The sequence below is a fragment of the Streptomyces sp. DT190 genome (assembly GCF_049846985.1).
Classification (GTDB): Bacteria; Actinomycetota; Actinomycetes; order Streptomycetales; family Streptomycetaceae; genus Streptomyces.
The window spans coordinates 83,116-95,751 of sequence record NZ_JBNCNM010000002.1 but is presented as its reverse complement, the minus strand read 5'-3'; the positions used below and the strand labels follow the sequence as shown (position 1 = coordinate 95,751).

Genomic DNA, 12,636 nt, shown 5'->3' with positions numbered 1-12,636 from the left:
GTCGGTTCCATGCGAACCGACTCTTCTCCCGGCACCCTGCCGGCGCGGGAGCACCTCCCGGCCGCACCAGCCGGTACGCCTGTCCTGGACGTAGTGATCCCCGTCTACAACGAGGAGAAGGACCTCCGGCCGTGCGTGCGCAGACTGCACGAGCACCTCGCCCGCACCTTCCCCTACGCGTTCCGCATCACGGTCGCGGACAACGCCTCCACGGACACCACCCCGCGGGTGGCCGCGCGGCTGGCGGCGGAGATCCCCGAGGTGTCCGTGCGCCGGCTGGAGCAGAAGGGCCGCGGCCGGGCCCTGCGCACCGTCTGGTCGGCCTCGGACGCCCCGGTCCTCGCCTACATGGACGTGGACCTGTCCACCGACCTCAACGCCCTGCTCCCGCTGGTGGCGCCGCTGATCTCCGGCCACTCGGACGTCGCGATCGGCTCCCGGCTCGCCCGCAGCTCCCGCGTGGTGCGCGGCCCGAAACGGGAGTTCATCAGCCGGGCCTACAACCTCATCCTGCGCGGCTCCCTCCAAGCCCGCTTCTCCGACGCCCAGTGCGGGTTCAAGGCCATCCGCCGCGAGGTCGCGCAGGTGCTGCTGCCCCTGGTCGAGGACACCGGCTGGTTCTTCGACACCGAGATGCTGGTGCTCGCCGAACGGGCCGGGCTGCGCATCCACGAGGTGCCGGTCGACTGGGTCGACGACCCCGATTCGACCGTGCACATCGTCCGGACCGCGACCGACGACCTCAAGGGCGTGTGGCGGGTGGGCCGGGCCCTGGCCACCGGGTCGCTGCCGCTGGACCGGCTCACCCGGCCGTTCGGCGACGACCCGCGCGACCGCGAGATCACGGACGTACCGAAGGGGCTGGCCCGCCAGCTCGTCGGGTTCTGCGTGGTCGGCGGTCTGTCCACCCTCTTCTACCTCCTCCTGTACAGCGGCTTCCGGGCCTTCACCGGCTCGCAGCTCGCCAACGCGCTCGCACTGCTCGTCTCCGCGGTCGCCAACACCGCGGCCAACCGGCGGCTCACCTTCGGGGTCCGCGGGCGCGGCGGGGCCGTACGGCACCAGGCGCAGGGCCTGGTCGTCTTCGGCATCGGGCTCGCTCTGACCAGCGGCTCGCTCGCGGCGCTGGGCGCGGCCACCTCCGAGCCGGCCCACTCCACCGAACTGGCGGTGCTCGTCGCCGCCAACCTCGCGGCGACCGTGCTGCGCTTCCTGCTCTTCCGGGCGTGGGTCTTCCCCGACCGGCGCGAGGACGACCCGGCGCCGGCCGCCCCGTACGACCCGGCGCCGGCCGCCCCGTACGACACCACTCAGTTCCGCGCCGGTGATGTCGCCGGCTCCTGGCGGGAGGCGACCGTGCAGCTGCTGCCGGTGCGCCCGCACGACAGCGATGCGAGGGACCTGCGATGACCGTCCACTTCCACGGGCGGGCCGGCGGCACAGTGACGCGGCCCGAGAGCCCGACCCGTCCGCCGGCACCGCCGCCCGCCCCCGGGGCCGGTGAGCCCGGCAGGCCATCGCTGCGGCGGCTGTGGCGAGGCCGGCCGGAGGACCCCCGCTGGGCCCGCCCGGCCTTCCTGGCCCTGCTGCTCGTCACCACCGCGCTCTATCTCCACAATCTGAGCGCCTCCGGATACGCCAACTCCTTCTACTCGGCGGCGGTGCAGGCGGGCAGCCAGTCCTGGAAGGCGTTCTTCTTCGGCTCGCTGGACGCGGCGAACGCCATCACCGTCGACAAGCCGCCGGCCGCGCTGTGGCCGATGGCCCTGTCGGTGCGGCTGTTCGGGCTCAGCTCCTGGGCGATCCTCGTCCCCGAGGTGCTGATGGGCGTCGGCACGGTCGCCGTCGTGTACGCCGCCGTGCGCCGCCGGTTCGGCCCGGCGGCCGGCCTGATCGCGGGCGCGGTGCTCGCGCTCACCCCCGTCGCGGCGCTGATGTTCCGCTTCAACAACCCGGACGCGATGCTGGCCCTGCTGATGGCGGTGGCCTGCTACCTGGTCATCCGCGCCCTGGAGGACGGCCGCACCAGGTGGCTGCTGTGGGCCGGTGCCGCGATCGGCTTCGCGTTCCTCGCCAAGACCCTCCAGGCCTTCCTGATCCTCCCGCCGCTCGCCCTCGTGTACGGCGTCTGCGCGCCGGTCCCGGTGCGCAAGCGGATCGGGCAGCTCGCCGCCGGCCTGGTCGCGATCGTCGTCTCCGGCGGCTGGTGGGTGGCGGTCGTCGAACTCCGGCCCGCGTCCTCCCGCCCCTACGTCGGCGGCTCGCAGAACAACAGCTTCCTGGAGCTGACCTTCGGCTACAACGGCCTGGGCCGCCTCAACGGCGAGGAGACCGGCAGTGTAGGAGGCGGCGGCGGGGGCGGTGGCGGCTCCTGGGGAGAGACCGGCTGGGACCGGCTGTTCGGCTCCTCCATCGGCGGCCAGATCGCCTGGCTGATCCCGGCCGCGCTGATCCTGCTCGTCGCCGCTCTGGTGGCCACCCGCGGGGCCGGGCGCACCTCGGTGACCCGCGGTTCCTTCCTCGTCTGGGGCGGCGCGCTGCTCACCACGCTGCTGGTCTTCAGCTACATGCAGGGCATCTTCCACGAGTACTACACGGTGGCCCTCGCCCCCTACATCGCGCCGCTCGTCGGCATGGGCGCGGCGCTGCTGTGGGAGAAGCGGGCCCGGGCGTGGGCGTCCCTGACGCTCGCCGCCGCGATGACGGCGACCGCGGCCTGGGGCTACGTCCTGCTCGACCGCTCCTCCGACTACCTGCCCTGGCTGAAGTGGCTGGTCCTGGTCGGTGGTCTCACGGCCGCCCTCGGCCTGATCTTCGCCGGGCGGCTCGGGCGCCGGCTCGCCCTGGGCGCGGCCGGGCTGGGCCTCGTCACCGCGCTGGCCGGTCCGGCGGCGTACACGCTCACCACACTGAACGAGGGCCACACCGGCTCCATCGTCACGGCGGGCCCGTCGGTCGCGGGCGGCCGAGGCGGCCCGGGCGGCGGTGGCACTCCCGGCGGCGGATTCCCGGGCGGGGGCCAGAACCAGCAGGGCCGGCAGAACCAGCAGAACGGCCAGGGCTTCCCCGGCGGCGGCCTGCCGGGCCAGAACCAGAACCGGCCGAACGGTGACGGCGGCGGCAGGGGCGGCATGGGCGGTGGCGGCGGTGCCGGCGGTCTGCTCAACGGCGCCGGCGTCGGCACCGAGGCGAAGAAACTGCTGGAGACCGACGCCGACCGGTACACCTGGGCCGCGGCGGCCGTCGGCGCCCAGAACGCGGCGAGTTACCAGCTGTCGAGCGGCGAGCCGGTGATGGCCGTCGGCGGCTTCAACGGCACCGACCCCTCCCCGACGCTGGCCCGGTTCAAGCAGTACGTGGCGGACGGGGAGATCCACTACTTCGTCGCCTCCGGCACGGGCGGCGGCATGGGCGGCAGCGGCGCCGGCACGTCCGCGCAGATCACCTCCTGGGTGGAGGCCAACTTCAAGAAGGTCACGGCCGGTTCGGCCACGTTCTACGACCTCACGCAGAAGGCGAGCGGCTGACCCCGGTCGCCGGGAACGGAGGGGCGGTGGCCGGGAGCCACCGCCTCTCCGGAACTCCGTTGTACACCGTATGGGAACTGTTCTACGGTGTAGAACATGACCACCTCCCCCCAGGAAACGGCCCCGCCGCGGACGGCGCACGGCGGGCACCCCCAACGCTGGCTGATCCTCGGCGTCATCTGTCTCGCGCAGCTCACCGTGCTGCTCGACAACACGATCCTGAACGTGGCCATCCCCTCGCTCACCCGCGAGATGGACGCCTCGACCGCGGACATCCAGTGGATGATCAACGCCTACTCGCTGGTCCAGTCCGGCCTGCTGCTCACCGCGGGCAACTCCGCCGACCGCTACGGCCGCAAGCTGATGCTGATGTCGGGCCTCGCGATCTTCGGGGTCGGCTCGCTGGCGGCCGGCCTGTCCCAGAGCCCGGCCCAGCTGATCGCGGCCCGCGCGGGCATGGGCGTCGGCGGGGCGCTGCTGATGACCACCACGCTCGCGGTCGTGGTGCAGATCTTCGACGACCAGGAGCGGGTGAAGGCCATCGCGCTGTGGTCCACGGTCAGTTCGCTCGGCTTCGCGGCCGGGCCGCTGATCGGTGGCGTGATGCTGAACCACTTCTGGTGGGGCGCGATCTTCCTGATCAACATCCCGGTCGCGGTCCTCGGCCTGGTCGCGGTGGCGGTGCTGGTGCCGGAGTCCAGGCACAAGGCCGGCGACCGGCCCGACCTGCTCGGCGCGGTGCTGTCGACCATCGGCATGACGGCGGTGGTGTACGCGATCATCACCGGGCCCGAGCACGGCTGGACCTCCGGGCAGGTGCTGCTCTCCGCGTGCACCGGCCTCCTCGTCCTCGGCCTGTTCGCGCTCTGGGAGCTGCGCGTCGACCAGCCCATGCTCGACATGCACTTCTTCCGCAACCGGAAGTTCGTGGGCGCGGTCGCGGGCGCGATCCTGGTGGCGTTCGGGATGACGGGGTCGCTGTTCCTGCTCACGCAGCACCTGCAGTTCGTGCTCGGCTACGAGCCGCTGGACGCGGGGCTGCGCACGGCTCCGCTGGCGCTGACCGTGGTCGCCCTCAACTTCACGGGCGTCGGGGCGAGGCTCGTGCTGAAGGTGGGGACGCCCGGGGCGATCGCGCTCGGCATGACCCTCGTCTCGGCCGGACTCGCGGCGATCGCGCTGCTCGGCGGGCACGGGTACGGGGGCATGCTGCTCGGCCTGGTCGTCATGGGCGCGGGCGTGGCCCTGTCCATGCCGGCGATGGCCAACGCGATCATGGGGGCGATACCGCCGGAGAAGGCGGGAGTGGGAGCGGGCATCAACGGGACGCTCGCGGAGTTCGGCAACGGGCTGGGCGTCGCCGTCCTCGGGGCCGTGCTCAACTCCCGGTTCGCCTCGCTGGTCGCCGTCTCCGCGGCGTCACTGCCCGCGGCGCTGGCCGCGGCCGACAGCGCCGAGGAGAAGGCCCGCATCTCCGACGCGTTCGCCTCCGGCCTGGAGACGAGCCAGCTGGTCGGGGCCGTCGCCGTGCTGGCGGGCGGACTGGTCGCGGCGGCGTTGCTTCGGCGGGCGGAGCGGGCAGAGTCCGCCTAGGAGGCCGGGCCGGTCGCAACCGTGCGGGCCCGCGTCCGGAAGTGACGGCGCGTCTAGCATGAGCGGCGTTCGAAGATCGAGGAAGGTGCGCCATGGCGAAAGCGGCCCGGCAGGATCAGCCGCGAACCAGCGTCTGGCTGGAGAGCAAGGCGCACCGCAGGCGTGGCGGGGGGCAGCCCTCGGGGCTGGACCGGGACCGGATCATCGAGGTGACCGTCCGGCTGCTGGACGCCGAGGGCCTGGCCGGGTTCTCGATGCGCCGCCTGGCCGGTGAGCTGAACGTCACCGCGATGTCCGTCTACTGGTACGTCGACACCAAGGACGACCTGCTCGAACTCGCCCTGGACGCGGTCATGGGCGAGATGCGGCTGCCCGACCCGGACTCCGGCGAGGACTGGCGCGAGCAGGTGCGGGCGCTCGCGCGGGAGTACCGGACGCTGCTGGTGCGGCACCCCTGGGTGTCCGCGCTGGTCGGTGTCTTCCTCAACATCGGCCCCAACAACCTGGCGTTCTCCCGGGTGGTGCAGCGCGTGGTCCGCGGCACGGGGATGCCCGCGCGGCGCCTGACGAGCACGATCTCGGCCGTCTTCCAGTTCGTCTACGGCTACGGCACGCTGGAGGGCCATCTCGCCACCCGGGCCGCCGCCTCCGGGCTGTCCGTGGACGCCTACTTCCAGCAGTCCCTGAGCACCGTCACCGCGGCCCCGCAGGCCGCCGACGTCATCCGCGAGTCCCAGGAGATCATGGCGGCACGCGGCGGCGACACGGTCGCCGAGATGCTGGAGCGCGACTTCGAGTTCGCCCTGGAGCTGCTGATCGCGGGCATCGAGACGATGGTCGCCCGCGGCTGACTACTCCCCTTCGACCAGCCGTGCCGGGAAGCCGCCCGTGGCGACCGGACCCCACCGCTCCGGCGTGATCCGGATGATCGACTTGCCCTGCTCGACCATGGCCGCGCGGTACTCGTCCCAGTCGGGGTGCTCGCCGGCGATGTTCCGGTAGTACTCCACGAGCGGCTCGACGGAGTCGGGCGCGTCGACGACCTCCGCCGTGCCGTCGACCTGCACCCACGGCCCGTTCCAGTCGTCGCTGAGGACGATGACGCTGACCCGCGGGTCCCGCCTGGCGTTGCGGGTCTTGGCACGCTCCGGGTACGTGGAGACCACGATCCGCCCGGAGTCGTCCACCCCGCAGGTCAGCGGCGAGCCCTGGGGGCTGCCGTCGGACCGCCGGGTCAGCAGGATCGCGTGGTGCCTGGGCCGTACGAAGTCGAGCAACCCGTCCAGGGAGACACGGGTGTTCGTCGCGATGTTCGGTGCCATGCCCGGCAGCCTACGACGCCAGCGCCTCCGGGAGGTTGTCGTACACGGGCACGTCCCGGCGCATGCCGGTCAGTTCCAGGACGCGGCCGGCGACCCCGTCGGGCCGGGCCACCAGCCGGACCCGGGCCCCGGGGCGCAGGCCCTCACGTATGTCGTTGATGAGGCGGATGCCCTGGGAGTCCATGAAGGAGGTCGGCCTGAGGTCCAGGACGAGGACCTCCAGCCGGTCACCACGGGCCTCGGCCGCGGACATGATGAGCGGGAGCAGCTCCGAGGCGGTGCAGAAGTCGATCTCTGCGGGCATGGTGAGGTGGACGCGGCCCGGTAGGTCGCGCGGCTCTGTGGGGTTCGTGAAGAAGGTCACGGCACTCACCTGGCAGACGTTCGTCCGGTTTCCGGTAAGGCCGCTTCCTGACCCGCCGCCATTCCATCACGCCGAGGGGTGGCCATGGAAGCGCCCTGGCCCGGCCGTCGGCCGGGCGTCACTTCGAGGCAACCGAACAGTTAGAGTGCTGTCCGTCCTGTGCTCGCAGTCGGGAATGTGCTGCGGAGCTCTCCTGCGCACGGCCATGGCCGTGCATGCCGAAGAGGTTCGTGGTGGCTGCGTCCGAGTTTCCTGATTTGCCCCGTTTTCCGGCTGGCGTAGAGCTGGCCGAGGCACTCACGGTGGCTTCTCAGCAACTGCACGAGACCTCCACCCCGCACAGCACCCTGCGCACGGCGGTCCGGCTGGCCGTCCACATCATGCCGGGCGCCGAACACGCCGGCATCTCCGTGGTCGAACGCGGTGACGGACTCCGCACACTCGCCTGGACCGACGAGGTCGTCCGCTCCGCCGAGTCCCGGCACACCGGCCGCGAACAGCACGGGCACTGGGACCAGCTGTGGCACAGCCCCGTGGCGCGGATAACGGACAGCGAGGCGGACGACGGCTGGGACGTGCTGGCGGCCCTGGGCCTGCGCTCGGCGCTGTCGCTGCGGCTGCGGGCCGACAAGCGCCGGCTGACCGTGCTCACGGCCTACGCGCGCAAGCCCGGCGTCTTCGACGAGGAGGCCACCCGCGTCGGCCGGCTGTTCACCGCGCACGTCAGCATCGCCCTGGACTCCGCGACCGTCCGCGAGCAGCTCACCGAGGCCATGCAGACCCGGGACCTGATCGGCCAGGCCACCGGCATCCTCATGGAGCGTCAGGGCATCGACGCGGCCGCGGCCTTCGAGAGCCTGGTGCGGGCCTCCCAGCGGGAGAACGTCAAGCTGCGCGAGCTGGCCCGGCGCATCGTCGGCACCCACAACACCGCCTGACCCGCGCCCCGGCCCCACCCCGGCGGCACACCCCGGGGCTTGTTCCCGGGGCGACGGGATACCCGTACGGTCATGACATCCGAGACGTCCGACACGCTGGACCAGGCGATGGTGCGCAGCAGTGGTCTCGACACCCTGCTGCGCGACCTGACCGACCGTGCGGTGCAGGAGGTGCCCGGCACCGCCGCGTGCAGCCTCACGGTGCGCCGCGCCGACCGGCTGCTCACGCTGGCCGGCAGCGACGGCCTGCCCAGCGGCCTGGACCTGCGGCAGTACGAGAACGGCTCGGGGCCCTGCGTCGACGCCGCGGAGACCGGCGCCGAGCAGTACGCCCCGGACCTGTCCCAGGAGTCCCGCTGGCCGGCGTACACGCCGTACGCGCTGTCCGTGGGCGTCCGCTGCCTCCTGGCGGTGCCGATCGCCGTCGAGGGCGAGAGGGGCGCCGCCTTCAACTTCTACGGCGTGCAGGCCGGGGCTCTGGACGCCGCCCGGGACACGGCCCGGGCCTTCGCCGCCCGGGCAGGGGACGCGATCAACGTGTCCCTGGCCATCGAGCGCCGCCGCCAGTCGGCGGCCGACGTGCGCACGGCGCTGCTCTCGCGCAGCGTCATCGACCAGGCGGTCGGCATCCTGATGGCCCGCGAGCGCATCGACGCCCGCCAGGCCATGGAGCGGCTGCGCCGGGTCTCGCAGGACCGCAACGTCAAACTGCGGGACCTGTGCGGCCAGTTGGTGGCGAGAGTCTCCCAGCCGCGCGACCCCTCCTCACGCCGCGGGCAGTGACTCGCCCTGCACGGCCTGGATGTCCAGCTCCACCCTGAGGGTGGTGCCGATGGCGGCGATGCCCGCCTGGAGGACCTGGTTGTAGTTCATCGCGAAGTCCTCGCGCCGCAGTTCGGTCGTGGCGCGGAACGCCGCCCGGGTGCCGCCCCACGGGTCCGGGCCGGTGCCCAGGTAGGCCAGGTCCAGATCGACCGGCCGCACGACCCCGTGCATGCCCAGCTCGCCCCGGACGGTCCACCGGTCGGAACCGGCCGCCGTCAGGCCCGTGGACCGGAAGGTGATCTCCGGGAACCGCTCGACGTCCAGGAAGTCCGGCGACTTCAGGTGCCCGTCGCGCATGCCGTTGCCGGTGTCGATCGACGCGGCCCGGATCACCGCCTCCACCCGGGACTTGGTGACGTCGTCCGGGGCGATCTCGATCGCCCCGGAGAACTCCGTGAACCGGCCGTGCACGCTGGAGATGCCCAGGTGCTGGGCGACGGCGGCCACGCTGGAGTGCACCGGGTCGATCGTCCACGGCCCGGGCGGCGGCAGCTCGGTGCCGCCCTGCCGGGCCAGCGTCACCGTGCCGACCTCGGCCCGCCCGCTCGCCGTCACGATCACACTCGACGCGGCGGGCGCGTACCCGACGGCCGTGACGATGACGGTGTACGCCCCCGGCTGCAGCGGCGCCGCGTCCCGTACCGCGCCCTCCGCGTCGGCCTCGGCCCGCAGCACCTGCGCGCCGCTCATGTCCGCCACCGTGACGACCGCGTGCGACACGGCCCATCCGTCCCGGGTACGGATCCTCGCGGTCAGTCCCATCTCACGTAACTCCTCAGAGAGAAACCGGCCCGCGGCAGGGGGCGCACCTCCGCTCGGAGCGCGCCCACCCGCCACGGGCCGGGGTCCGTACTACTCGCCGGGGTGGGCGAGTTCGATGTCGTGGGCGTCGGTGCCCGGGCCCGTGACCGTCAGGGAGGTGGCCACCGGCGGGTAGCCCGTGGCGATGACGGTGTACTCGCCGCCGTCCAGGTCGGTGAAGGCGTACGCCCCGTCCGCCCCGGTCGTGGCCGAGCCGACGACGTTGCCCGCCTGGTCGACCAGCGTCACCCGGGCGTCGGCCAGCGGGCCGTGCGGGGCCCGGACGACACCCTGGACACGGGCGCCCGCGTCGAGGTCGATCTCGACCCGGGTGACCCCGGTGCCCCCGACCTCCACCGGCAGGGCGCGCGGCCGGTACCCGGCGGCGTTCACCGCGACGGTCACCGCGCCCGGCACCAGCTCGGCGAAGGAGAACTCGCCCTGCTCACCGGTGGCCTGGGTGGCCAGCAGATCGCCGCGCACGTCGGTCACGATGACCATCGCGTCCTGCACCGGCTGCCCGCTCCCGGCGGCCCGCACCAGGCCGGTCAGCCCGCTGGTGCCGCTGAGCAGGATGTCGTAGGCAAGCGGCTCGCCGTTGACGACGACCGTGGACGCCTGCGGCTGGTAGCCGTCGGCCGAGGCGATCAGCACGTACGATCCCGCGCCCGGCGCGTCGACCGCGTAGGACCCGTCGGGCTGCGCCACGGACCGGCCCAGCTGGCGCCCGGCCAGCGAGATCAGCGTGACGGCGGCCTGCGGGACGGGCGCGGACTCGGCGCCACGGACGAAGCCGCGGACCGGGACACCGCCCCCACCGGAGGCCGGCTCGTCGGCCCGGGCCACCGTGGCGACCGCGGCGAGCCGCTGCGTGCCCTCGGGGCCGGTCCCGCCGGCGGCCTCGGTGTCCGCGACGGCCCAGCTCGGCACGGCCGTGCCGGCGGGGGCCTCCGCCGCCGCCCCGGCGGGAACCTGAGCGGGGGCGTCGGCGGCCGCGGCCTGTGCCAGCCCACCCTTCGTCTTCAAGGGGACCTCCTTGATGAACAGCGACACCAGCAGCGCGAGCAGCGCCAGCGGGGCCGAGTAGAGGAACACGTCCGCGACACCGTGGCCGTAGGCGCTCTCCACGACGGTGCGGATCGGCGCGGGCATCGTGTCGAGGTCGGGGATGCCGCCCCCGCCCGTGCCGGCGTGGCCGAGGGCCGCGCCCTTGGCGCCGAGGTCGGCGAGGCCGTCCTGGACGTAGTCGGTGATCTTGTTGCCCAGGACCGCGCCGAGCGCCGAGACGCCCACCGCACCGCCCAGGGACCGGAAGAAGGTCACCGTGGAGCTGGCGGCACCGAGGTCACCCGGCTCCACCTGGTTCTGCGTGCACAGCACCAGGTTCTGCATCATCATGCCGATGCCGAGACCCAGCAGCGCCATGAAGATCGCTATGTGCCAGTACTCGGTGTCGTACCGGATGGTGCCCAGCAACCCCAGGCCCGCGGTCACCAGCACACCGCCGGCGAGCAGCCAGCCCTTCCAGCGGCCGGTCCGGGTGATGATCTGCCCGGAGACCGTGGAGGAGACGAACAGACCGGCGATCATCGGGATGGTCATCACGCCGGACATCGTCGGGGACTTGTCCCGGGCCAGCTGGAAGTACTGGCTGAAGAAGACGGTCCCGGCGAACATCGCGACACCGACGAACAGCGAGGCCAGCGAGGCCAGCGTGATGGTCCGGTTGCGGAACAGCCGCAGCGGGATGATCGGCTCGCTCGCCCTGGACTCGACGAGGACGAACACCGCCAGCAGCACCAGCGAGCCGCCGACCATCGCGTAGGTCTGCCACGAGACCCAGTCGTACTTGTCACCGGCGAAGGTGACCCAGATGAGCAGCAGGCAGACGGCCGCGGTGATGAAGAAGGCGCCGGCCCAGTCGACCTTGACCTTCCGCTTCACCACGGGCAGGTGCAGGGTCTTCTGCAGCACGATCAGGGCGATCACGGCGAAGGGCACGCCGACGTAGAAGCACCAGCGCCAGCCGAGCCAGTCGGTGTCGGTGATGACACCGCCGACCAGCGGGCCGCCGACCATCGCCGTGGCGAAGACGGCACCGAGGTAGCCGTTGTACCGTCCGCGCTCACGCGGCGAGATCATCGCCGCCATGATGATCTGGGCCAGCGCGGACAGACCGCCCATGCCGATGCCCTGGACGGCGCGGAAGGTGATCAGCATGCCGGGGTTCTGCGACATGCCCGCCGCGGCCGATCCCAGGACGAAGACGACCAGCGCGATCTGGATCAGCAGCTTCTTGGAGAACAGGTCCGCGAGCTTGCCCCACAGCGGGGTGGTGGCGGTCATCGTCAGCAGGGACGCGGTCACGACCCAGGTGTAGGCGCTCTGGCCGCCGCCGAGGTCCCCGATGATCCGGGGCAGGGCGTTGGAGACGATCGTCGACGACAGGATCGCGACGAACATGCCGAGCAGCAGGCCGGTGAGGGCCTCCATGATCTGCCGGTGCGTCATCGGAGCGTCGCCGGAGGAGCCGTGGGAGCCTCCCCCGTGCTTGGCATGAGCCCGCACACCGGCTGGTGTGGTCGTTGCCATGGGCTTCCTTTTCTTACGTGCTTGCGGGTGTACGGGTGGTCCGTTCGAAAGCGGGCGGTGCCGCCCGGGCCGCGGGCCGGCAGTCGAAGCTCTCCCGCAGCCGCGCCATCAGGTCGGTGAGCTGGCCGACCTCCTCGTCGGTCCAGTCGCTCAGCCGCTCGGCCAGGACCTCGGTGGTCCGCCGGGACAGTTCGTCGAGCTGGGCGTGACCCGCGGGGGTGAGGCGCAGGATGCGCGAGCGCTTGTCGGCGGGGTCGGGGGAGCGTTCGATCCAGCCGCGGTCGACGACGTGCGCGACATGGCGGCTGGTGACCGACATGTCCACCGCGAGCAGCTCCGCGAGCTTGCTCATGCGCATGTCACCGTGGCGGCCCAGCAGGGTCAGCACGGCCGCCGATCCGCCGGGGCACTCGGCGGGCATGATCCGGCCGAGCTCCCGCTTCACGGCACCGAAGGCACTGAACTGGCGGACCAGCTCCTCGTACTGCGCCCTCCCGGCCATGACACCCTCCCGCCTTCGTTGCTTAGGGCAACCATAGAAGCCATTGGTTGCTACAGGCAAATAAAAAAGCGGAGTGCGGAGCCAAAAGTTGGCAAAGGCAAGTATTGCGAGAGTAAACAAGCAGGTGACGCGCCCGCCGCCACGGGTCACGCCAAGGCAAGCGGAAGACCAA

Annotated in this window: 11 protein-coding genes; 6 read left to right on the top strand and 5 right to left on the bottom strand. The window is 72.3% G+C overall.

All coding sequences use genetic code 11. The features are described from left to right. The first annotated feature begins 9 nt into the window (after positions 1–9). The 4 genes from ACPXCS_RS03870 to ACPXCS_RS03855 all read left to right on the top strand — a co-directional run bounded on the left by ACPXCS_RS03870 (position 10) and on the right by ACPXCS_RS03855 (position 5,971). The gene (locus ACPXCS_RS03870) at positions 10–1,410 is read left to right on the top strand and encodes a glycosyltransferase (RefSeq protein ID WP_425944441.1); all 1,401 of its coding nucleotides are present in this window, start codon (positions 10–12) and stop codon (positions 1,408–1,410) included. Then, a complete protein-coding gene (locus ACPXCS_RS03865; RefSeq protein ID WP_425944442.1) occupies positions 1,407–3,527 on the top strand; it encodes an ArnT family glycosyltransferase in 2,121 nt (706 codons plus the stop codon). The genes ACPXCS_RS03870 and ACPXCS_RS03865 overlap by 4 nt, the downstream gene beginning before the upstream one ends. A 96-nt stretch (positions 3,528–3,623) precedes the next feature. After that, the gene (locus tag ACPXCS_RS03860) at positions 3,624–5,120 is read left to right on the top strand and encodes an MFS transporter (RefSeq protein ID WP_425944443.1); all 1,497 of its coding nucleotides are present in this window, start codon (positions 3,624–3,626) and stop codon (positions 5,118–5,120) included. 92 nt (positions 5,121–5,212) lie between these two features. Beyond that, positions 5,213–5,971, top strand: a complete 759-nt coding sequence (locus tag ACPXCS_RS03855; protein WP_425944444.1) for a TetR/AcrR family transcriptional regulator — start codon at positions 5,213–5,215, stop codon at positions 5,969–5,971. Here ACPXCS_RS03855 and ACPXCS_RS03850 read toward each other — a convergent pair whose 3' ends face one another. Both ACPXCS_RS03850 and ACPXCS_RS03845 read right to left on the bottom strand, forming a co-directional pair. Next, the gene (locus tag ACPXCS_RS03850; RefSeq protein WP_425944445.1) at positions 5,972–6,442 is read right to left on the bottom strand and encodes a PPOX class F420-dependent oxidoreductase; all 471 of its coding nucleotides are present in this window, start codon (positions 6,440–6,442) and stop codon (positions 5,972–5,974) included. A gap of 10 nt (positions 6,443–6,452) precedes the next feature. Continuing rightward, positions 6,453–6,815 (bottom strand): STAS domain-containing protein, encoded by a 363-nt coding sequence (locus ACPXCS_RS03845; protein WP_425944446.1) that lies wholly within the window; start codon positions 6,813–6,815, stop codon positions 6,453–6,455. Positions 6,816–7,021: 206 nt separating this feature from the next. Here ACPXCS_RS03845 and ACPXCS_RS03840 point away from each other — a divergent pair, with 206 nt between their 5' ends. Both ACPXCS_RS03840 and ACPXCS_RS03835 read left to right on the top strand, forming a co-directional pair. After that, complete coding sequence (locus ACPXCS_RS03840; RefSeq protein ID WP_425944447.1) at positions 7,022–7,744, top strand: GAF and ANTAR domain-containing protein; 723 nt, start codon at positions 7,022–7,024, stop codon at positions 7,742–7,744. 72 nt (positions 7,745–7,816) lie between these two features. After that, positions 7,817–8,527 (top strand): GAF and ANTAR domain-containing protein, encoded by a 711-nt coding sequence (locus tag ACPXCS_RS03835; RefSeq protein ID WP_425944448.1) that lies wholly within the window; start codon positions 7,817–7,819, stop codon positions 8,525–8,527. Here the strand turns inward: ACPXCS_RS03835 and ACPXCS_RS03830 are convergent. From ACPXCS_RS03830 to ACPXCS_RS03820, 3 genes are all read right to left on the bottom strand, one after another. Next, complete coding sequence (locus tag ACPXCS_RS03830; protein WP_425944449.1) at positions 8,510–9,331, bottom strand: YceI family protein; 822 nt, start codon at positions 9,329–9,331, stop codon at positions 8,510–8,512. The genes ACPXCS_RS03835 and ACPXCS_RS03830 overlap by 18 nt on opposite strands. 90 nt (positions 9,332–9,421) lie before the next feature. Next, complete coding sequence (locus ACPXCS_RS03825) at positions 9,422–11,962, bottom strand: MFS transporter (protein ID WP_425944450.1); 2,541 nt, start codon at positions 11,960–11,962, stop codon at positions 9,422–9,424. Positions 11,963–11,975: 13 nt separating this feature from the next. Further along, entirely contained in the window at positions 11,976–12,464 is a 489-nt protein-coding gene (locus tag ACPXCS_RS03820; RefSeq protein ID WP_425944451.1) for a MarR family winged helix-turn-helix transcriptional regulator, read from the bottom strand. Positions 12,465–12,636: the final 172 nt, after the last annotated feature.